The sequence below is a fragment of the Tsukamurella pulmonis genome, from assembly GCF_900103175.1.
Lineage (GTDB): Bacteria > Actinomycetota > Actinomycetes > Mycobacteriales > Mycobacteriaceae > Tsukamurella > Tsukamurella pulmonis.
In genome coordinates this window covers 411,138-431,127 of record NZ_FNLF01000002.1, presented here as the reverse complement: position 1 = coordinate 431,127, position 19,990 = coordinate 411,138, and the positions used below count along the sequence as shown (strand labels likewise).

The window sequence follows — 19,990 nt, the reverse complement described above, 5'->3', positions numbered from 1 at the left end:
GAACTCGATGGCCGCACTCGCCAAGCGTGAAGGGTATTCGCTCATTTCTCTCCAATCACCGATGGGTGATCCTCTAGAGATTCCTAGGGATCTGGATTTCAACACTCTCACCCTCCAACACTCCAGTTGGCGGGCTTATCGCTAGCATGAATTTCATTTCAGCCGACGAGAAGGTTGCCCTCCCACCCGAGTCGAGCGACCCTATCGCATCAATAAGGGACAGCAAGTTATTCGGACTGACTAGATAACCGAGCGACGTAACATACTCGGACCTGTCACCGAATCTACTGCCTCTCTGAAACAACCGCACAGAGGCGGCCCCACCGCTAGGCGGATCGTACAGATCGTATCCGAGGTCCTTGAAAAGAATGCTTCTACCGCGCGGAGTTACGACCCTATCCGCATAAATGGTAACGCCTCGCCTAGATCTAGCGATCGCATACACCATGTATACAGAAAGCGCTAGACCTACGATCGCCGCGGGTATCGCAAGAGCAGACCTGACGGAATTATCCTTGGTTACACCAATCGCCAGCCCTGAGAAGAACACCGAAGAGCCGACTGTTACATAGAATGCAATATTCTTCCACCAAGACGCCGGAGCGATCCGAACCCCTACTTCATCAGTCAAGCCCAGAACCGTCTCACCAAAAGATCCGAACAACCTTGGCGCCAGCATTCCGAAGCTCATGATCTCCAGGCCGACTCCCGCGACTATTAGATCCTGCATTCCAGAGATTAATCCCAGAACCAACAGAGGCGAGAACAAGGCCATCATGATAATCGGCGCCCTTTTGGGAATCCAATCATCTTTGTAGTTCTTCCACGTGAACGTTTTCTCGCTTCTCACCACAGCCAGTCAATCCCCTTGGAAGTCAGATAGCCAACTCCCGCGCCAGCTGCGGCTCCCAGGATCGTGCCCACTACAGGGAACGACGATCCCACCATCGCACCGACCGCGATGCTTGCAGCAATACTAGTCGTGGCTGCCGCACCCTCCCTAACAACAGCCTCCCCCACACTGTTTCCGTCCTGAATGTCGGAAAAAATGGCAGGGGCGAGGGTCACCAGACTGGCAACACCCCCCATACGAGAGAGGCCCTTAACAGGCCCGAGGTCGATGTTCTTGATCCAGGGAAGCGCCTTGGCATCGAGATTGGTAGGGCTTTCTGCGATGGCTTTGAGCCACTGCTGCCGTAGTAGATCGCTCCCCGCGCCTACAGTAGTGTTAGTGAATCCAAGAGTATAATCTTTGCCCCCTGGCTCCCAGGTGAATCCGCCATCGGGTGTTGGTATCGCTGGGACTACGTTGCCATCTGGCGTGGTCATCTTGACGCCATCATCGTCGGCGACGACGGTGACGGGGTTTCCGGTATTCGGGTCGATCTCCGACCGGATATTGCTGGTGCTCCCGTTCGGGTTCTGCGTGGTCAGGTCGTACTGGTTATCGCCCGTGCGATTGAATTCGCCGGTGGATTGGGTGCCGTTGTAGTTGGTTCCGGTGATGGTGCCTTGGGAATTGTCCGGGTTGCCGGTGGAGGTTACGCGTGGTGGTGCCCCGTCGAGGGGTGAGCCGTCGTAGCGTTCGGTGGTGTAGTCGCCGTCGACGCCTTCGCGGCCGCCGTAGCTGCTGCCGCCGGTGCTGTCGTCGGACCAGACCTGGACCCCGCCCTGGCCGTCATCGACGCTGCGGATGTCGCTGAAGCTGCCGTCCGGCCGCACCGCCCGGGTGTCGACCGTCTGCCCACCGGTTCCGGGCACGATGGTGTGGGTGAGGGTTTCACCGTTGGGCCGCGTCTCGGTCCACGGCACCCCCTCGTCATGCCCCTTCGTCTCAACCAGGCCCACCTGATCAGGATCGGCCAGGATCGGGTTGTTGTTACCCTCCGGCCTATCAATGTTCTGCACCAGCTCATCGCCGTCGACGCTGTAGCGGGTAGGGATCTTCTCCCCCGTCTTCGTGTCATAGGCCCACGGCTTATCGAACCGGCTGACTTCATTACCGTCACGATCGAGCACGCTCGCGGATCCGTCATCGTTGATCCGCGACGAACCGCCCTCGGGCTGATCGAGCTTGAACCGGTACTGCTCCGGCGCATTCTCATTCTCCGACAGGATGAACGTGCGGTCCCCGTCCGGGGTGGTCCACTCCTTGTAGTTCTCACCATCGACCTGATCGCCGGGAATCATCTCATTCGTCGGGGCAGACCCGTCAGAGTTGAGCGGTCCGGCCTTACGGCCCCGCCGACCGGTCATCAGCGCCGTGACCTCGCCGACGAGGTAAGACCATGACGGAGCGCCGTCTTCACTGTCACCGCCGTCAGGGCCGCCAGCGCCGAGTCCGCTCGCGTCGCCACCGCCGCCGGGTGCGCCCTGCCCACCAGCGCCAGGAGCTGCAGGGGCGGGGCACTGCGACTGGGTTTGCGTGATGGTCACCGTCGGCCGCGACGGAGAAGCCTGGCCGGACTGGGTCGGCCCGCCGGTCTGCTGTCCCTGCTGGGGCCGGCCGGCGGCAGTCGTCTGAACCGGGTTCTGCTGTTGCTGGGCCCCCTGCTGCTGCCCCTGGCCTTGGCCGGGTTGCTGGGCGGGTTCGTTGCCGGGGATGTTCGGAGCCTGCTGCCCCGGGGTACCGAAATCGGGAGTTTGTGCCTGGATACCCGGCCCGTTCTCACCGTCGCTGCCTGCGGGGGAAGTCGCGATTCCGTCGCTACCCTGCTGGGCGCCCTGCTGACCCTGCTGCCCACCCGGCGCGGTCTGCTGCCCCGCGGGCGGCGTGAACGTCAGCTCCGGCTGCCCGGGTGTCGGCCCACACGTGGCAGGCCCACCACCGGGACACGGAGCCGCCTGCGCACTACCGGTGCCAGCGGTGGTAGCTGCAAAGCCCATCATGCCGACCGCGACAACAATCGCCGCGACCGCCGCCGCACCACGCACCTGCTCCGGTGCCGGAGCCCCCACACCCGCAGCCCGGAGTTTGCGCAGCCCGGCGAAGAGCACCTGCCCGACGATCACCATCACCAGCCAGAAAGACAGGAACACGACCGGCACCGGCGTGTACTTGGGGGCTTCGATGGAGAACAACACCCCACCGAACGCGCCAGCCACGCCGATCATCGTCAAGAACAGCCCTTGGAGGCGCTGCTGCGCCACCGAACTCTCCCGCCCGGCACTAGCCGACGGCGAAGGATCGCCACCAGGCTTGGGGACGGGATTGCTACGCGCATGCACTCCGGCCATCAGCGCATCAACTCACTTCCACAACACAGACCAACCCCGAAAGGCTGGAGAGAAAAGAGGGAAAAGGTGCCCGCGAACCGGGCGATGCGCCCAACCTCACCCGCACCGGCAGACTTGTCAACCAACCCGAACCAAGCAGGGCATGTTTGCGCAGGTAGGCGGACCGATTTTCAGAGGATTCAGTGGGCCCACTAAATCTGGAACCCCTCCAGATCTCCATCTGGCTATCATTCAGCGCCCCGCTGAATAACGGCATATCAACTAAATCGGGCATTCTCGGGGGCGTCGCCGACCACTGACACGAGCGCGCACGCGGACGGTGTTCATGTCAGTGCCGCGAGGTGAAGCCGAGGCCGAGGACCATCACCGCCAGGGTGATCAGCAGGGCCATGATGATCTGATCGACCCGCAACCGGTAGTGCGCTTCAGTTTGTGAGGCGGCCCAGAACGCCGTCACTATGGCCGGGACATCAGCTGCGGTGGCGTCCCCGAACCGGATCCCCACCCCCTGCCCTTCGTGTCGACCTGGGGCGGTGAGGCGGCGGGGTGATTGAGGGCAACCAGAGCGTGCGCGGCCAGCTCAAGCCGCCGATGGTCTTAGAGCAACTCCCGCGGCCGGGTTCCACATGGCCCAATGAAATCAGGGCCGGTTCTCCTTGCTGGAGAACCGGCCCTGACTTGTATCTTCTGTGCGCCCGAAGGGATTCGAACCCCTGACCTTCTGATCCGTAGTCAGATGCTCTATCCACTGAGCTACGGGCGCATACCCATATTCAATTCTCGCCGACCCGAAGGCCGACGTGGCGGAGGCGAGAGGATTTGAACCTCCGGTCCGGTGTTGGCCGGACAACTCATTAGCAGTGAGTCCCATTCGGCCGCTCTGGCACGCCTCCAAATCGGACGCGATGCGCGAGCGATCCTTACGGGCCACGCGCAACCGCCGAGCAGCTACTTTACACAACCTCCCCGCAACCCACAAAACCGCTGTTCACACCGCATTCAGGCGCTGGAAAACCTACTGCGGTTCCGGCGTCAGCATGTCCTCCCACGTGAGGTCGATCCGGATGTCGTCGGCCCCGACCATGCGGCGCACGACATCGGCCGCGAGCGACCGCAGGCGCTCGCCACCGTCGAGCAGGGAGACCCGACGGTCCGCTCCGACCGCGACCAGGTGCACGTGCACGGCGGAGAGCCCGTCGCCCACGACGTCCAGCTCGACGTCGGCGACGGCGGCCGATTCGACGGCCGCGCTGTCGGAGAGGGCGGCGGTGACGGCCTTCGAGAGGGCCAGCTCACTGACGGTCACCCCGGGGCGCGCCGTCGCGACCGGGCGGGAACGTCGCGGCAGCGCCGAGACCTGCTGGGAGACCGCGGCCCGGAGCCGGTCGATCGCGTCGGCTCCCCACCGGGGGTCGACGTCGGGAGCCTCCGCATCGGGTCCGGCCAGCCCGGCGAGCCGACGCGTCGCGTCGGCGATCCAGTCGGTGGCCTGCGCCGGTGCGGCGTCGGTGCCTTCCACGTGCCTCACAGTCATCGCACCCCCAGTGCGACCACGTCCTGTCGGATTGCACAACGCCCCGGCCCCCACGGGGCGTGTCGACGCCGTCATCGCCAGTACCCCTCGAGCGCTTCCGCGAGCCGCTGCCGGGTCCGCTGCAGGTGCCCGCGCACGGACCCCTCGGTGGTCCGCAGAACGCCGGCGATCTCGGCGATCGACAGTCCGTCGACCTCCCGCAGCCACCACGCGGCGCGGGCCGGGTACGGCAGGCGGCCGAGCTCGCGGCCGAGGGCGTCGAGGAACTCGCGGTCCGTGGCCTTCTCGACGGGGCCCGGCCCGCTCGCGACGGCCTCGTCGACGGCCTCCGAGTCGACCACCGGCGCTCGGCGACGCAGCACGTCAGCGGTCTTGCGGGCGGCGATGGAGAACAGCCACGTCCGCAGGCTGGAGCGGAAGGCGAAGGTCGGCAGCGCCTTCCACGCGGCGATGAGCGACTCCTGCACGATGTCGTCGCAATCGCTGCGCTCGGGCATCGTCCGCGCGACGAACCGGTGCAGGGCCGGCGCATGGCGCTGCACCAGTACGTCGAAGGCGGCGCTGTCGCCGCGCTGAGCCCGCCTGGTCAGCGTCTCGTCGGACAGCGATCGCAACACGTCCGCGTCGAACAATCACCTCCCGATGTGAGATGGATCACAATCGCGTGCCGATCCTGCGAACGCCGCGACTCACCCAGTGTGCCGGAAAGGATCCCGGTACATCAGTCGACACAAGGGAGACGGAAAGATGACCTCGACCACCACTAAGCCGGCCACCGCCTCGACCACCGACGAGTCGACGGCGAAGACGCCCGGCTCCGCGGTCTCGACGCAGGTGGGTCGCGGCACCACGAGCATCGCCGACGTCGTCGTTTCCAAGATCGCCGGCATCGCCGCCCGCGAGGTCGACGGAGTCTACGACCTCGGCGGCCAGGCCGCGCGCGTCGTCGGCCGCATCCGCGAGACCCTGCCCGGCGCCCCCGACCTGACGCAGGGCGTCACCGTCGAGGTCGGCGAGAAGCAGGCCGCCGTCGACGTCGCGATCGTCGCCGAGTACGGCGTCGCGATCCACGACCTGGCGGCCGGCATCCGCAGCAACGTGATCGACGCCGTCGAGTCCATGACCGGCCTCGAGGTGACCGAGGTGAACGTCACGGTCCACGACGTCCACTTCGCCGACGAGGACGAGGCCGCCGAGGAGACCTCGTCCGAGCCGCGGGTCCAGTGAGCAGGGCGCACGCCGCGCGGGTCGACGGGGTCGTCGCCGCCGTGACGGCCGTCGACGGCGTCGTGGGCGTGCACGCCGGCGGGCCCGGCGCGCCCGCCACGTACCTGCCGGGCCGGACGGTCCGCGGTGTCCGCCTCGACGACGAGGGCGGCCAGGTCGCCGTCGTCCTCGAGTTCCGCCGGGACATCGACCTGATCGACCTCGCGGACCGGGTCCGCGCGGTCGCCACCGACGCCGCGGGGGTCCCCGTCGACGTCGTCGTGTCCGACATCGCGGTGTCCGGGAACCCGGACGCCGCTTCATCGAAGGAGTTCAGCGCATGACGCCCGGAAACTTCACCGTCTGGGGAGGCGTGATCGGCCTGCTGGTCGCGATCGCCGTCCTCGTGGGCGGTCTGCTCGGCTTCCTGCTCGCGATCGTCCTCGGCGCGGCCGGGATGGCCGTCGGCGCCCACTTCGACGGTCTCATCGACCTCACCGCTCTGCGGCGGCGCGACCGGAGCTGACCATGACCACCGACGAATCGGTGACCCCCGACGCTCCGGACGAGGCCGGTGCCGCGGCGGAGGCGAACGCCGCCGCCGAGCGCGCGCGGGAGACCGCGGGCCGAGGGCGCACCGTCATCGACGAACGCGTGCGGCGCAGGCTGATCGAGCACGCCGTGCTCACCGTGCCCGGCACGGAGCGGCGGCGCACGCTGCCGACCCGGCAACTGCCGGCCGTCCGGTTCGCCGACCGCGACCGCAACGAGGTCGACGTGCAGATCGCGGCACAGTGGCCGCTCGACGCGGCCCGCCTGGTCCCGTCGGTCCGCTCCGCCATCGACGACGAGCTCAGCCGCAGCCTCGGCGCCGCACCCACGGACGTGCACGTGCACATCACCCGGGTCAGCGACGAGCGCACCGACTCCGACGCGGCGTTCCTGCACCGGAACCCGCCCCCGGAGCCGGAGGACTCGGCCGACGTCCGGGCACGGCGCAAGCACGCGCCCCGCCGAACCGCGGGCGCCAGCATCGCGACGGTGCCGCTGCTGCTGGCGATCCTCGCGCTCGGCGTCCTGGCCGTCCGCGACAGCCTGGTCTCGCTGGGCTGGGTGGCCGGCGACCGCTGGCTCGACGCCGTGCCCCGCATCGCGGACGACGTGCAATGGGCTTGGTGGGCCTGGCCCGCGACGATCGGCGCGATCGTGCTCGGGCTGGTGCTCGTCATCGCGGCCGTCAAGCCCCGACGGCGCAGCCATGCGCCGGTGACCGACGATCTCTGGTTCGGCCGGCGCGTGAGCGCCGAGCGCCGCACCCCCGAGGAGGTGGCCCGATGAAGCCCTCGACCCGCGTGCTCGACAGGCTCGTCGCGGGCCTGGTCGGCCTCGTCCTGCTCGCCGGCGGCCTGTGGGCCCTGGGCGACCGGCTCGGGCAGCGCACCGCTGCCGAGGCCGCGGACCGCGTCTCGACCGCGAAGATCACCCGGCTGCCCGACGAGCCGTGGTGGCCCGCCGTCGTCGGCGCGGCCGGCGTGGCGCTGATCCTGCTCACGCTCTGGCTGCTGGTGCGGCACCTGCGCAGTGCGGGCTCGCGCACCACGGTCACCGAGGGCGGCGGCACCGTCGACCTGGGGCGCGTGGCGGACGCCGTCGCCGCCGACCTGGGCCGCAACCCGCTGATCCGCCGCGCCCGGCCGTCGACCGCGGTCGAGAAGGGCCGGCCGATCATCCGGATGGCGGTCAGCATCGCCCCGAGCGCCTCGGTCGAGGAGTTGTCGGCGCTCGCCGCAGCCGCCCGACGTGAGGTCGCCGCCGCCACCAACCCCGACGTCGGTTTCCAGATCCTGGTCAACGACCGGCGGGGAGACAAAGGACTTGGGGAGCTCCCCCGAGAAGAAGAACACCACACGATCACCGAGAGGACATAGCCATGGGAATCGCTGACGACGCCAAGAACAAGGCCGAGGATCTCAAGGGTCGCGCCAAGGAGGCCACCGGCGCGGTCACCGGCGACGACGACCTCAAGGCCGAAGGACAGGCCGATCAGGGCCTCGCCGCGGCCAAGGAGAAGATCACGGAGGCGGCCGACAAGGTCAAGGAGGGCGTCGACGCCGTCAAGGACAAGCTCACCGGGAACTGAAATCCCCGCAGGTCGGATGCTATTGCACACGGTTGCCCGGCGCGGGCGTCCCACGTCGCGCACAATCGAGGCCTCGGGGGCCGTCCTCGGGGTAGTACGTCGGGTACACCGGAAGGCAACGATATGAGTTTCGCAGACGACGCGAAGAGCAAGGCCGAGGAGCTCAAGGGCCGCGCCCAGGAGGCCGCGAGCAAGGTCGAGGGCCAGGTCGGCGAGGCCGCTGCCGCCGCGAAGGAGAAGGCCGGCGAGTTCGGCGACAAGGTCAAGGGCGACGCCGCGTCGCTCAAGGACAAGCTCACCGGCAACTGATCCACCGCTCCACCGCCACCGGGGCCGGTCCGTGCGACCGGCCTCGGTGGTCCGCGCGGGCGCACCGTCGGACTACCCTGGCCGGGTGGCAACTGAGAACTCGTCCCGCCCCGCGCCGCTGAGCATCCGCCCCGATCTCGACGCGCTCCCCGCCTACGTGCCGGGCAAGTCCGCGCCGGGCGCGATCAAGCTCGCCTCCAACGAGATCGTCGACGGTCCTCTGCCTTCGGTCGCCGCGGCCCTCGCGGAGGTGCTGCGCGACGCCAACCGCTACCCCGACAACGGGGCGGTCGCACTCAAGGCCGAGCTGGCCAAGCTCACGGGAGCCACTGAGGAGCAGCTGCACGTGGGCTGCGGCTCCGTCGCCCTCTGCCAGGACCTCGTGCAGGTCACCTGCCGGCCCGGCGACGAGGTGATCTTCGCCTGGCGCAGCTTCGAGGCCTACCCGATCGTGACGCGCGTCGTCGGCGCGACGCCGGTCCAGGTGCCGCTCACCGCCGATCACGCGCACGATCTCGATGCCATGGCGGCGGCGATCACCGATCGCACGCGCCTGATCTTCGTCTGCAACCCGAACAACCCCACGGGCACGACGGTCTCCGAGGACGCCCTCGAGACGTTCCTGCAGAAGGTGCCGCCGCACGTGATCGTCGCCCTCGACGAGGCCTACTACGAGTACCACCGCCCCAACGAGCAGACCGGCGAACGCATCGACGGCGCCGCCCTGATCTCCCGGCACCGCAACGTGATCGCGCTGCGCACCTTCTCCAAGGCCTACGGCCTCGCGGGCCTGCGCGTCGGCTACGCCATCGCCGATCCCGAGCTCATCGCCGCGCTCACCAAGGTGCACCTGCCCTTCTCGGTCAGCGTGCCCGCGCAGGCCGCGGCGATCGCCTCCCTGCACGCGAACGACGAGCTGCTCGCCCGCACCGAGGCCGTCGTCGCAGAGCGCGTCCGCGTCCGGGAGGCGCTGCTGGAGGCAGGATTCGAGGTGCCGCACACGCAGGCCAACTTCGTCTGGCTCCCCCTCGGCACCGACGCCCTGCGGTTCACCGCCGACGCCGCCGAGGCCGGCCTGCTGGTCCGGGGCTTCGACGGTGCCGGCGTCCGCGTCACCGTGACCGTGCCGGAGGAGAACGACGCCTTCCTCGCCTTCGCGTCGGGGTGGTCGCGGTGAGCCTCGGCAAGCACGAGTTCGCGTTCACGGCGCACGTTCCCGTGCGCTGGTCGGACATGGACGCGCTGGGACACGTGAACCACGCGCGGATGGTGACGCTGCTCGAGGAGGCCCGCATCCAGTGGCTGCTCTCCGCCGGAGAGAAGTACGCGCCGTTGATCAAGAGCGCCTTCATCGCGGACGTCGCGATCAAGTACAAGGCGCAGCTCTACCACGAGGATTCGCCGGTGCAGGTGGGAATGTACATCGCCTCCAACCGCACCGTGGACTTCACCCTCGGCTACGAGGTGCGCGCGAACGGCGCTGCGCCCGAGTCGAAGCCCGCGATCCTGGCGACCACGCAGATGGCGGTGGTCGACATCGAGAAGCGGAGCCTGCGCCGTCTCACCGACGAGGAGAAGTCCTACCTGGCGTCCTGGTCGCGCGGCTGAGCCGGCGCGGGCCGCCACGCCTTCGGCGCCTCTCCGGGGAGCGCCGCCCCGGGCCGGGCAGCGCCCGAGCGTGGGTTGCCGGCAGTGGAACCCGGTGCCGCACCGTCGGATCCGATCGAACCGGCGCCGGGCAGGGCCCGGCGCGTCCCGTCGGGCAGCTGCGGCGGGAGGTCGCCCCGCGCCCCCATGATCTGCCCGGCGACGCGACGCGCGCTCTGCGTGGAGATCTCGCGCTCACCGGCGCGCTGCACCAGCTCGTGGATCTGCTGATCGATGGACTCGATGGACATGCGCCGCGGCCGCTTGGAATCGGCCACGTCGACCAGGTCGCCGACCCGGGTGAGTGCGGTGACCCGATCGACGAGTTCGTCCCAGACCTTGTCGAGCTCGCTCGAGCGGGTGCCGTCGGCGAGGCCCGGCGCGTACCGCAGCTGGCTCCACACGGACTTGAGCTGCACCACGTCGGCGGAGATCTGCACCAGGTCGGTGGGCAGGTCCAACTGCATCAACTGCTCGTCGAACTCGCCGGCGCTCACCGACCGGGAGTAGCTCACCTTGTCGTAGACCAGCCCGGCGATGAACAACAGCACGTCGTAGCGGTCCTCGAAGACGAGCAGGCCCTCGTCCGGCGCGCCGTGCCCGTCGACCCAGCCCGCGAGCTGCGGGGCCAGGCGCAGGGCCGGCCCGGCCACCCGCGCGACGGTGCGCGCGGCGACCGCCGCGGCCGACGGGGTGAGCGGCAACGGCGTCAGGCACAGCGCGTCGAAGAGGGCGTCGCGCTCGTCGAGATCGAGGTGCACTGCGTCCTTGCGGGCCCGCCGCACCGCGCGCACGCCGGCGGCGAAGGAGATGCGGTTGAGCGTGAAGGCGTGCCGGTACCCGGCGAGCTTGCGCCGCGCATCGGCGCCGCGGACCGCGTCGGCGGCGGCCTTGGCCTGCTGCAGCGGGTTGGGCGGGACGCCGTCGGCCGTGGGCGCGGGGGCCTCGTGCTCGGCGATCCGGCTCAGGCGCCGCAGCTTGGAGTATCCGCCGATGTCGGGGAAGGCGCGCTCGGTGTCGAAGCGGTTGAGCACCACCTCGCGGGCTGCGGGCGAGAGGTGTCCGGCGGCGATCAGCAGTGCCGCCTCGTCGGACAGTTCGCGGCGCGGCATGGGGATGGCGCGCGCGTCGGTCCACCGGCGCACCGGCGCCTCGATGTGCACTTCAGGCTCCTGTGCGGACATCCGTCACCCCCTTCTGCGTCGCGGTACGTCCCTCATCATCCCCGAAGGGCAGCGCCGCGCGCAGCGCCCACGCGAGCGGGATGCTCACCGCCGAGGTCGCGAGGAAGGCGATCGCGATGCTCCCCGTGAAGATCGGCCACTCGAAGACGTCGAGGAGCAGCACGTCCATCACGATCAGGTGCACCAGGAAGTACTCGTAGGAGATGCCGCCGAGCCACACCATCGGGCGGCTGCCGAGCACGCGGTGGTACAGCGACCGGGACGCGGGCGCGAACCCGATCGGCGCGATCAACGCGACCGCGATCACCAGGTACAGCCCCGATTTCACCAGCGCCTCCACCTGGCTGGCCGGCACCATCGTCGGCGGGCCGCCGATCGCGGGCAGCGCGGAGACGAGGAAGGCCGCCACCGCGAGGGCGAGGCTCGCGGCCGTGGCCCAGCGCGGCCACCGTCGGGCGAGGGCCACCGCGACGGTCAGGGCCATGCCCCCGACGAACCACCACAGGTATGCGGGCGGCCACATCCGCGCAGTGCGCTCGATGTCGGGGGCGATCATGATCCACACCGGGCTGATCGCACCCACCACGGCCAGGCCCGCGAGCAGCCGCGCGGGGCGCCACCGGTAGCGGCACACCAGCGCGGTGAGCACCCAGCCGATCAGCGGGAGCGCCAGGTAGAAGGCCATCTCGACCGCCAGACTCCACGCCTGCGTCAGGCCCACTCGCAGGTGCCCGAAACCGTAGATCTGGGTGAAGGTGAGGTTGCGCAGCAGCCCGTCGATCCCGCTGCCGGACGGGTTCGGCTCGTGCCGCACCAGGCCCAGCGCGTAGACGAACACCACCACCACCCAATAGGCGGGGACCACGCGCCGGAACCGGTGCCAGGCGTAGCGACGCAGGTCGGGCTGGTGTCCCGTCCCGTCCTGCAGCAGCCGCACCCAGGGCCGGAAGAGCAGGAATCCCGACAACGCGAAGAAGATCGGCACGCCGATCTCGAACCGCGCCCAGAGGTGGCCGACGAAGTCGTCGGTGTAGTGGCCGGTCGAGAAGGCGGCGTGCGTGAGGCACACCGCGGCCGCCGCGAGGGCGCGCAACCCGGTGAGCGGCGCAACCCGACTCTGCATCCCTCCATTTTGCCCGGTCGCCCCCGGGGCCCGTCCAGTGCCCGGCGCACCGTCGCCCGGGCCCGACGGTCCGCGGTCACGCGCCCCGGGGCTCGCGGAACGCGCGGCGGTAGCCGAGCGGCGTCATGCCGGTGTCGCGCCGCAGGTGGGCGCGCAGGCTCGCGCCGGTGCCGAGGCCCGACTCCTGCGCGACGGCGTCGACGGGCAACTCCGAGGTCTCCAGCAGCTCGCGTGCGCGGTCGAGGCGGCGGCGCAGGATCCAGGCACCGGGAGTCTGCCCCGTCTCCTCCCGGAAGCGCCGGTTGAACGTGCGCACCGACATCCCTGCGCGCCGCGCGAGTACCTCCACCGAGAGGTTCTCGTGCAGGTTCCGCACCGCCCAGTCCCGGGGTTCGACGGTGCTGCCCGCGCCGCTCACGGGCACGGGCACGTCGACGAACTGGGCCTGGGTTCCCTCGCGGGCGGGCGGTACGACGCAGTGCCGCGCGACCTTGTTCGCCACCGCCGCACCGTGATCGGTGCGGATCAGGTGCAGGCACAGGTCGACGCCGGCGGCGAGTCCCGCGGAGGTGAGCACCTCCCCGTCGTCGGTGAACAGCACGTGCTCGACCAGGCCGACGCGCGGGTAGAGCTTGCGCAGCTGGGCGCCGTACTTCCAGTGGGTGGTCACGTCGCGGCCGTCGAGCAGGCCCGCCGCGGCGAGCACGAAGGCACCGGTGCAGATCGAGACGATGCGCGTGCCCGGCCGCACGGTGGCGAGCGCGGCGCGCACCTCGTCGGGCAGGGTGCCCTCGAATCGCGGCCCGGCGATCTTGGTCCCGGGGACGATCAGCGTGTCGGCCTCGGCGAGCACCTCGAGCCCGGCCTCGGGGACGATCGCATAGCCGCCGGTGGCGCGCACGGGGCGGCCGCCGACGCCGCAGGTCACCACGCGGTAGAGCGGGCGATCCTGCTCGTCGGTGGCCTCGGAGAAGCACAGCGGCGGGATCGCCGCATCGAATCCGACGATCGGTTCGAGCAGCAGCACGGCCACGGTATGCATGGCACGATTCTTTCATATCTTGTCATCAATGCCACTGGTTCGGTGTCGCGGAATCCGGGAATCTGATCCGGTGAGTACACCTCTGAGGCGCCTGCGCGCGCCGCACTACGCCTGGATCGTGGCGGGCGTCGCCTTCGTGACCATGCTCGGCGCGGCCGGCTTCCGCTCCGTGCCCGGCGTGATGATGGACCCGCTGCACTCCGAGTTCGGTTGGTCGCACGCGACGATCGGCGCGGCGATGTCGGTGAACATGGCGCTGTTCGGGTTGACCGCCCCGTTCTCGGCGGCGCTCATGGACAAGCTCGGCGTCCGCCCGGTGGTCATCGGCGCGCTGACGCTGGTGGCCGCTGGCACGGGGCTCGCGGTGTTCATGACCGACGCCTGGCAGCTGGTCCTGCTGTGGGGCGTGCTGGTGGGGCTGGGCACCGGATCACTGTCGACGGCCTTCGTCGCCACCATCGCGATGCGCTGGTTCGTCGCGCGACGGGGCCTGGTGACCGGCGTGCTCACCGCCGCCAGCGCGACCGGCCAGTTGATCTTCCTGCCGGTGGTGGCGGCGCTGTCGCAGGCGCACGGCTGGCGCACCGCGACGCTCGTGGTGACCGCGGTGGCGGTCGCGGTCATCCCGGTGGCCGGGCTGTTCCTGCGGTCGTGGCCGTCACAGCTGGGCCTGCCGCCGTACGGCGCCGACGAGATCGCGGCTCCCGCGGCGCGCACCCACGGCGCGGTTCGGGCCGCCGTCGCGGGCCTCGCCATGGGTGCGCGTCGGCCCGCCTTCTGGCTGCTCGCCGCGAGTTTCGCCATCTGCGGCGCGACCACCAACGGCCTGCTGCAGACGCACTTCATCCCCGCCGCCGGGGACCACGGCATGCCCGCCACCACCGCCGCGTCGCTGCTCGCCGTGATCGGCGTCTTCGACGTCGTGGGCACGATCGCCTCGGGCTGGCTCACCGATCGCGTCGATTCGCGGATCCTGCTGGTGATCTACTACCTCGGCCGCGGGCTCGCGCTGGCGCTGCTGCCTGCGCTGCTGTCCCCCGGGCTCGCGCCGGGCCTGCTGGTGTTCATCCTGTTCTACGGTCTCGACTGGGTCGCGACGGTGCCGCCGACGATGGCGTTGGCCCGCGAGCACTTCGGCGAGTCGACGCCGGTCGTCTTCGGTTGGATCTTCGCCTCGCACCAGTTGGGCGCCGCGGTCGCGGCGTTCGGCGCGGGGTACATCCGCGACGCCTCGGGCGGCTACGACCCGGCGTTCTACACGGCGGGCGCGTTGTGCGTCGCCGCCGCGGCGATGTGCTGGGCCGTGCCGCGCGCACGAAGCCGCACCGTCACGCCGGAGCCGGTGGCCGCGTGAGCGGTGCGCGGCCGCGCCGTCAGCCCGCGGCCTCGGAGAACAGGCGCAGGCCCTCGGACCGCGCGTCCGCGAGCCGCACGCCCGCGACGACCCCCGCGGCCGCCGGCCCGCCCGGCTCGGGGCGGTCCTCCGGCCACATCGTCGCCTCCTGCACGGCCCGGTAGGAGACGCTGCTCGGCGCGATGTCCAGCTCGCCTGTGCGTTCGCGCACGTAGATCCCGGTCTCCTCGAGCAGCACCTCGACGGTGCCGGCCACCACCGGGGCGGGCCCCTCGTCGTGCCAGCCCAGGCTCACGATGAGATCGGTGCGGTAGGGGTCAGTCACCGAGAAGCCGAGTTGCGCGTACAGATCCCCCACGACGACCAGCCCGGTCGACGGGTCCCAGTCGAGGACCTCGGGTGCGGGGTAGCCCGGTCGGCGGCTGGGGTGCAGGGTCAGCGATCCGCGCACCGTCGAACCGATCCGCGGCACCTCACCGCAGCACTGGTACTCCCAGTTCGAGATGTGGACGTACACCAGCGACACGTCCAGCGGCAAAACAGAATTCACGGCCCTGTACCGGGTGTTCGACGCCTCGCAGGAGCGGTTCCGCGGGGTCCCGGCGTACCTCCGCGGTCATCGTAGCCACGACGACGCTCCGGCGTTGCTATTGCATCCGCCGACACTCGGGCCGGGCCCCACCCCGGAGGTGGATTCAGCAGAAGCCGCACTCGCCGTTTGCGGCGAGCTGGGTGAAGCAATTGGGGCAGAGCTTGGCCGGACGGGGCTCGGGCTTGGCAGGGGCGGCGGCCTTCACGGGCCGGGTCGACGGTGCCTTCGCCGCACGCGGCGCGGCGGGGGTGCGCGCCTTGACCACACGACCGTTCGAGGCGGCCTTGGCCGGCTTGATCTTCGCGGCGCGGGCGGCGGCGACGCGGCGGGCCTCCTCCAGCTTCGGGGTGAGCTGCGGGCCGGCGCCGGCGGGCATCGTCGCCCCGAAGTGCAGGTAGCAGGCGAATCGGGCCGCGGCGGCGTGCTGGTCCAGGTTCTCGGGGACGGGCAGCCCGGCGGCGGCGACGGCGTGGGCGTAGCCCTCACCGACGGTCTGATCGTGCGCGACCATCAGGGAGACCAGCGGCGGCTCGCCCGCGGCTCCGCAGCGGTCGGTGATGCGCCGCTGCAGTGCGGCCACCCACAGGCGCACGGGAGCACGGGTGGCGACGCCGGCGTCGGCCTGCGCGCGGGCGGCGAGCTCGGCGTAGCTGATGAAGGAGCCGTAACGGCCGGCCAGCTCGACGAGGGCGGCGTGGGCGGTCTCGGCCCACAGATCCAGCGCCTCGGAGAAGGGCACGGACAGTTCGTTGGCGGTGCGCCAGGCTTCGAGGTCGATCGGGTCTTCAGGGGCAGCGCCGGCTTCGCTCACGTCGTCATTTTACGACGAGCCATGGGGTACAACGCAAACCGTCGACCTCGACGTGAACTCGACCACACCGGAACGACCCCGGACCAAGCCGTCGGACGGATTCTTGGAGGATCGGACAAGTGCCGAGGCCCTGCGCGCCGTTACGTTGGACGGATGCCGAACAACGACCCCGCCGCCCCTGCGCTGACCCCGGAACAGATCAGCGAGCGTGCCGCATCCGCGGTCGGCCACAGCTACATCCATCCCGACACCTACCTGGTCGGCCGCGAGAAGGTGCGCGAGTACGCGCGCGCCTCCCAGTTCACCGCGCCGGTGCATTTCGACGTGGAGGCGGCCCGCGCCGCGGGCCACGCCGATCTCGTCGCGCCGCCGATGCTGGTGAGCGTGGCGGGCGTCGTGGCCAACCGCGCCCTCTTCGACGACGAGGTGCTCGGCTACGGCGCCAGCCAGCTGATGCAGGCGGACGAGTCGATGACCTACCACCGGCCGATCGTCGCCGGGCACGAGCTCACCTGCCACGTGCACGTCGACAAGCACCGCCGGGTGGGTGGATTCGACATGGTCACCATCCGCAACGAGATGTACTCGCAGGACTCCGAGCACCTCGTCACGTTCTCCACCACGCTGATCGGCGGCTCCCCGGACGGCGAGGCCGCCGACTTCGGTGACGCGGCCGAGCAGGTCGTGATGCACGGCGTCATCAACGCCTGACCCGCGCCGCGCTCACCGCACGAACTGCATCACCACGTCGTAGCCGATCTTGCAGATGAAGGCCGAGACCACGACGAGGAAGACGACTTTCACGAAACCGCTGCCCTTCGCGACCGCAGTCCGCGCGCCGAGGTAGCCGCCGGCGACGTTCGCGCACGCCATCGCCACGCCCAGCTTCCAATACCCCGCGCCCTGCGGCAGGAAGACCACCAGCGAGGCGAGATTGGTCGCGAGGTTCGCGACCTTCGCCTTGGCCGAGGCCTCGAGGAAGGCGTAGCCCATCAGGCCCACCATCGCGAAGACGAGGAACGAACCGGTCCCGGGGCCGAGCGCACCGTCGTACACCCCGATCGCGAACCCGGCGAGCCCGGCCGTCACGAGGTGCCGGTGCCCCCGGTAGCGCAGGTTCGTCTCGTCGCCGAGGTCGGGCTGGCGCAGCGTGTAGACGAAGACGGTGATCAGCGCCGCCAGGATGATCGGGTTGAACGCCGAGCGCGGGATGTGCGAGGCGATGATCGAGCCTGCGATCGCTCCCGCGAAGGCCGGGACGGACAGGGCGACGGCGGTGCGCCAATCGGGCCGCACGCGCCGCCAGTAGGTGATGCTGCTCGTGGTCGTGCCCGCGATGGAGGCCATCTTGTTGGTCGCGAGCAGGTGGATGGGCGCGGCCGTCGGGAACGCGATCAGCAGCGCGGGCAGTTGGATCAGCCCTCCGCCGCCCACCACGGAGTCCACCCAGCCGGCCGCGAGGGCGGCGAGCAGCAGGAGGAGCAGCGTCGTGGTGGTGATGTCCGGCACCGCACGATCGTGCTGTAATGGCCTTGTGCATATCAACCCTTACGGCGAGGGGCCGGTGCTGCTCGCCGTCGACTTGGCGAACGATCCGCCCGCAGACCTGCGGGAGCTGGTTCGACGGTGCGATGCGCACGACATGCTCGTCGAGACGGTCGGACCCACGGATTTCGCCGGATGCCGCACCCTGATCGCCGAGTGGCTCACGGTGGTGGGCGCCACCGACGTCGCCGCGCGGGTCGAGCGGCTCAACGCGCTCCTCGCCGCGCACGCCTCCCATCCGCGCGTCACCGACCACGCCGGCACGGGCTGGCACATCCACTACCGCGAGTCCGGAGCGAGCCTGACCGGCCAGCTCGCCGTACTGATCCTCACCGGGACGGCGCTGCACCTGACGACGCGCGGGATGAACCGGCTGGGCCGCTGCGCCTCGTCGGACTGCGACCTCGTCTTCGCGGACGTCTCGCGCAACGGCCGGCAGCGCTACTGCTCGCCGCGGTGCGGCAGCCGGGAGGCTGTGCGCCGCTATCGCGCGAGCTGAAACGACGAATCCTGCACCTCGCGTCACACCATCTTGCATCGCTAACGCGGGTTGTTGATACTGGCCCGCATGAGCACCCTTTCCGCCGGCCCGAGCTGCCGGTTCTGCGGCGCGTCCCCCGCGATCGACACGACAGTCCGCGGCCATCAGGGCTTCCTGATCGTCATGCGCTTCCTCAAGCAGCCGGGGCCGTACTGTCGCGATTGCGGCATCGCCACCGTCCGCGCGATGTCCGCCAAGAGCCTGTGGCAGGGATGGCTGACGTTCCTCTCCGTCGCGGTCAACCCCCTCACCCTGCTGTGGAACCTGGTGGTCCGCATCCGTCTGCACCGGCTGCCGCCGATCCAGCGCCCAGGCTTCGCGCACCCGATGGAGACGGGCAAGCCGCTGTACCTGCGCCTGGGCATGCTCGGCCTGCTCATCCCTCTCGCCGTCCTGGGCTGGCTGCTGTACAACAAGTTCGTCGTCCACGAGATCGACGGCACCGGCGCGCGCAGCGGTGCCTGCGTCGCAACCTCGAGCGACAGGCTCACCGTCGTGGTCCCCTGCGACGACGCGGATGCCGACTATCGGGTGGTCGGCAGACTGGAGAACACCAAGGACGCGGGCGGTTGCTCGAGCTACCCCGGTTCCACCAGGACTTTCACCGAAACTCGCAGGAGTACGCCCTACGTGCTGTGCCTCGAGCCCGTCGCCGCCCCCTGATCCCGGGCCGAGTCACGGATCGGCCGGCGCGCGAGCCACGCCGCGACGATCGCACCGGAGACGTTGTGCCACAGCGAGAAGACCGCGGACGGCAGGGCGGCGAGCGGCGAGAAGTGCGCCGTGGCCAGCGTCGCCGCCAGGCCGGAGTTCTGCATGCCGACCTCGAAGGCCAGCGCGCGACGAGCACGGTCGTCCAGACGCCCGACCTTGCCTGCGAGGTAGCCCAGCCCCAGTCCGAAGCCGTTGTGCAGCAACACGGCGAGGAACACGATGCCTCCCGCCGCGGCGAGCTTGCTCGCGCTGCCCGCCACGACGATCGCGACGATGAACGCGATGACGATCGCGGACGCCCACGGCAGCACCGGGAGCGCCCGCGCCACGAGCCCCTTCGCGAAGCGGCGCGCGAGCACGCCGAGGATCACCGGCAACAGAACGGTTTTGACGATGTCGAGCACCATCGCGCCGGCGTCGATCGGCAGATAGGAACCGGCCAGCAGGAGGACCAGGAGCGGCGTGACGACCGGCGCGATGAGCGTCGAGACGCTCGCGACGGCGACGGACAGCGCCACGTCGCCCTTGGCCAGGAAGGCCATGACGTTCGAGGCCGTCCCCGACGGGGCGCAGCCCACGAGGATGACGCCCACCGCCAGCTCCGGCTCGAGCTGCAGCGCGTGCGCGATCGCCCAGCCCGCGCCCGGCATGATCACGTAGTGCGCGACGATGCCGAGCACGACCGCCCAGGGCCGCTTCGCGACCGACGCCAGATCGGGCGGGGTCAGCGTGAGTCCCATGCAGAACATGATCAGGCCGAGTAGGTACGGCACCGACGGCGCCAGAGGCGTGAACGTGCTCGGCGTCAGGTAGCCGACGACACCGGCCACCAGGACCAGGAGCGGGAACACGGTGACCGCCGTCCGCGCGATCCGCGCCTCCGCCGCGAGGGCGGGATTGTCCGGGGATTCAGAAGTCGGCGACATGCTTCGATGCTCTCACTTCCGGCGCGGAGGGCGGCACCCCGGAAGTCGGGTCGTCGTTTCCTCGTCAGAGCGGTCAGCGTCGACT

Annotated in this window: 25 protein-coding genes and 2 tRNA genes; 13 read left to right on the top strand and 14 right to left on the bottom strand. The window is 69.9% G+C overall.

Going from position 1 to position 19,990, the window contains the following annotated elements; genetic code table 11:
* Positions 1 to 73: 73 nt before the first annotated feature.
* The 7 genes from BLQ62_RS23185 to BLQ62_RS02385 all read right to left on the bottom strand — a co-directional run bounded on the left by BLQ62_RS23185 (position 74) and on the right by BLQ62_RS02385 (position 5,403).
* The gene (locus BLQ62_RS23185) at positions 74 to 850 is read right to left on the bottom strand and encodes a hypothetical protein (RefSeq protein ID WP_139184143.1); all 777 of its coding nucleotides are present in this window, start codon (positions 848 to 850) and stop codon (positions 74 to 76) included.
* The gene (locus BLQ62_RS02405; RefSeq protein WP_068564905.1) at positions 847 to 3,150 is read right to left on the bottom strand and encodes a hypothetical protein; all 2,304 of its coding nucleotides are present in this window, start codon (positions 3,148 to 3,150) and stop codon (positions 847 to 849) included. Before BLQ62_RS02405 ends, BLQ62_RS23185 begins: the two co-directional genes overlap by 4 nt.
* A 415-nt stretch (positions 3,151 to 3,565) precedes the next feature.
* A complete protein-coding gene (locus BLQ62_RS23670) occupies positions 3,566 to 3,742 on the bottom strand; it encodes a hypothetical protein (RefSeq protein ID WP_156483180.1) in 177 nt (58 codons plus the stop codon).
* 185 nt (positions 3,743 to 3,927) lie between these two features.
* Positions 3,928 to 4,000: transfer RNA gene (locus tag BLQ62_RS02400), tRNA-Arg, on the bottom strand.
* Positions 4,001 to 4,038: 38 nt separating this feature from the next.
* Positions 4,039 to 4,130, bottom strand: a tRNA-Ser gene (locus tag BLQ62_RS02395).
* A 122-nt stretch (positions 4,131 to 4,252) separates the two neighbouring features.
* Entirely contained in the window at positions 4,253 to 4,756 is a 504-nt protein-coding gene (locus BLQ62_RS23665) for a hypothetical protein (RefSeq protein WP_068564907.1), read from the bottom strand.
* Positions 4,757 to 4,842: 86 nt separating this feature from the next.
* A complete protein-coding gene (locus tag BLQ62_RS02385) occupies positions 4,843 to 5,403 on the bottom strand; it encodes an RNA polymerase sigma factor (protein ID WP_068537068.1) in 561 nt (186 codons plus the stop codon).
* 115 nt (positions 5,404 to 5,518) lie between these two features.
* On the opposite strand from BLQ62_RS02385, the gene BLQ62_RS02380 reads away from it, so the two are divergent.
* From BLQ62_RS02380 to BLQ62_RS02340, 9 genes are all read left to right on the top strand, one after another.
* Positions 5,519 to 5,998 (top strand): Asp23/Gls24 family envelope stress response protein, encoded by a 480-nt coding sequence (locus BLQ62_RS02380; RefSeq protein ID WP_068537071.1) that lies wholly within the window; start codon positions 5,519 to 5,521, stop codon positions 5,996 to 5,998.
* Positions 5,995 to 6,321, top strand: coding sequence for a hypothetical protein (locus BLQ62_RS02375; RefSeq protein WP_068537073.1), 327 nt, complete (start codon positions 5,995 to 5,997; stop codon positions 6,319 to 6,321). The genes BLQ62_RS02380 and BLQ62_RS02375 overlap by 4 nt, the downstream gene beginning before the upstream one ends.
* On the top strand, positions 6,318 to 6,503 hold the full coding sequence (locus tag BLQ62_RS02370; protein WP_068537075.1) for a DUF2273 domain-containing protein: 186 nt from the start codon (positions 6,318 to 6,320) through the stop codon (positions 6,501 to 6,503). The genes BLQ62_RS02375 and BLQ62_RS02370 overlap by 4 nt, the downstream gene beginning before the upstream one ends.
* A gap of 2 nt (positions 6,504 to 6,505) precedes the next feature.
* A complete protein-coding gene (locus tag BLQ62_RS02365; protein ID WP_068537077.1) occupies positions 6,506 to 7,315 on the top strand; it encodes a hypothetical protein in 810 nt (269 codons plus the stop codon).
* Positions 7,312 to 7,905 carry a hypothetical protein gene (locus BLQ62_RS02360; protein ID WP_068564910.1) on the top strand — a complete coding sequence of 198 codons (594 nt, stop codon included), beginning with the start codon at positions 7,312 to 7,314 and terminating at the stop codon, positions 7,903 to 7,905. The genes BLQ62_RS02365 and BLQ62_RS02360 overlap by 4 nt, the downstream gene beginning before the upstream one ends.
* A 2-nt stretch (positions 7,906 to 7,907) precedes the next feature.
* Positions 7,908 to 8,117, top strand: coding sequence for a CsbD family protein (locus tag BLQ62_RS02355; protein WP_068564912.1), 210 nt, complete (start codon positions 7,908 to 7,910; stop codon positions 8,115 to 8,117).
* A gap of 123 nt (positions 8,118 to 8,240) precedes the next feature.
* On the top strand, positions 8,241 to 8,426 hold the full coding sequence (locus BLQ62_RS02350; RefSeq protein WP_068537083.1) for a hypothetical protein: 186 nt from the start codon (positions 8,241 to 8,243) through the stop codon (positions 8,424 to 8,426).
* A gap of 85 nt (positions 8,427 to 8,511) precedes the next feature.
* A complete protein-coding gene (hisC, locus tag BLQ62_RS02345) occupies positions 8,512 to 9,603 on the top strand; it encodes a histidinol-phosphate transaminase (RefSeq protein WP_068564913.1) in 1,092 nt (363 codons plus the stop codon).
* Positions 9,600 to 10,034, top strand: a complete 435-nt coding sequence (locus BLQ62_RS02340; protein ID WP_068537530.1) for an acyl-CoA thioesterase — start codon at positions 9,600 to 9,602, stop codon at positions 10,032 to 10,034. Before hisC ends, BLQ62_RS02340 begins: the two co-directional genes overlap by 4 nt.
* Here the strand turns inward: BLQ62_RS02340 and BLQ62_RS02335 are convergent.
* From BLQ62_RS02335 to BLQ62_RS02325, 3 genes are all read right to left on the bottom strand, one after another.
* Positions 10,007 to 11,257, bottom strand: a complete 1,251-nt coding sequence (locus BLQ62_RS02335; RefSeq protein WP_139184142.1) for a hypothetical protein — start codon at positions 11,255 to 11,257, stop codon at positions 10,007 to 10,009. The genes BLQ62_RS02340 and BLQ62_RS02335 overlap by 28 nt on opposite strands.
* Positions 11,238 to 12,380 carry an acyltransferase family protein gene (locus BLQ62_RS02330; RefSeq protein ID WP_068537087.1) on the bottom strand — a complete coding sequence of 381 codons (1,143 nt, stop codon included), beginning with the start codon at positions 12,378 to 12,380 and terminating at the stop codon, positions 11,238 to 11,240. The genes BLQ62_RS02335 and BLQ62_RS02330 overlap by 20 nt, the downstream gene beginning before the upstream one ends.
* Positions 12,381 to 12,456: 76 nt before the next feature.
* Positions 12,457 to 13,422, bottom strand: a complete 966-nt coding sequence (locus BLQ62_RS02325) for a GlxA family transcriptional regulator (protein WP_068564918.1) — start codon at positions 13,420 to 13,422, stop codon at positions 12,457 to 12,459.
* Positions 13,423 to 13,450: 28 nt separating this feature from the next.
* Between BLQ62_RS02325 and BLQ62_RS02320 the strand changes: the two genes are divergently transcribed.
* On the top strand, positions 13,451 to 14,776 hold the full coding sequence (locus tag BLQ62_RS02320) for an MFS transporter (protein WP_082756318.1): 1,326 nt from the start codon (positions 13,451 to 13,453) through the stop codon (positions 14,774 to 14,776).
* 19 nt (positions 14,777 to 14,795) lie between these two features.
* On the opposite strand, the gene BLQ62_RS02315 is transcribed toward BLQ62_RS02320, so the two are convergent.
* Complete coding sequence (locus tag BLQ62_RS02315; RefSeq protein WP_068537093.1) at positions 14,796 to 15,314, bottom strand: DUF6578 domain-containing protein; 519 nt, start codon at positions 15,312 to 15,314, stop codon at positions 14,796 to 14,798.
* Positions 15,315 to 15,471: 157 nt separating this feature from the next.
* Positions 15,472 to 16,179, bottom strand: a complete 708-nt coding sequence (locus BLQ62_RS23175) for a hypothetical protein (RefSeq protein ID WP_068564920.1) — start codon at positions 16,177 to 16,179, stop codon at positions 15,472 to 15,474.
* Positions 16,180 to 16,332: 153 nt separating this feature from the next.
* On the opposite strand from BLQ62_RS23175, the gene BLQ62_RS23170 reads away from it, so the two are divergent.
* On the top strand, positions 16,333 to 16,890 hold the full coding sequence (locus BLQ62_RS23170) for a MaoC family dehydratase N-terminal domain-containing protein (RefSeq protein ID WP_068537097.1): 558 nt from the start codon (positions 16,333 to 16,335) through the stop codon (positions 16,888 to 16,890).
* 12 nt (positions 16,891 to 16,902) lie between these two features.
* On the opposite strand, the gene BLQ62_RS02305 is transcribed toward BLQ62_RS23170, so the two are convergent.
* Positions 16,903 to 17,688 carry a sulfite exporter TauE/SafE family protein gene (locus tag BLQ62_RS02305; RefSeq protein WP_068564922.1) on the bottom strand — a complete coding sequence of 262 codons (786 nt, stop codon included), beginning with the start codon at positions 17,686 to 17,688 and terminating at the stop codon, positions 16,903 to 16,905.
* A gap of 25 nt (positions 17,689 to 17,713) precedes the next feature.
* Between BLQ62_RS02305 and BLQ62_RS02300 the strand changes: the two genes are divergently transcribed.
* Positions 17,714 to 18,223 carry a CGNR zinc finger domain-containing protein gene (locus tag BLQ62_RS02300; protein WP_068564925.1) on the top strand — a complete coding sequence of 170 codons (510 nt, stop codon included), beginning with the start codon at positions 17,714 to 17,716 and terminating at the stop codon, positions 18,221 to 18,223.
* A gap of 69 nt (positions 18,224 to 18,292) precedes the next feature.
* Entirely contained in the window at positions 18,293 to 18,928 is a 636-nt protein-coding gene (locus BLQ62_RS02295) for an LppU/SCO3897 family protein (protein ID WP_068537103.1), read from the top strand.
* Here BLQ62_RS02295 and BLQ62_RS02290 read toward each other — a convergent pair.
* Entirely contained in the window at positions 18,892 to 19,905 is a 1,014-nt protein-coding gene (locus BLQ62_RS02290; protein WP_068537105.1) for a bile acid:sodium symporter family protein, read from the bottom strand. The two genes, BLQ62_RS02295 and BLQ62_RS02290, sit on opposite strands and share 37 nt — an antisense overlap.
* Positions 19,906 to 19,990 lie beyond the last annotated feature (85 nt).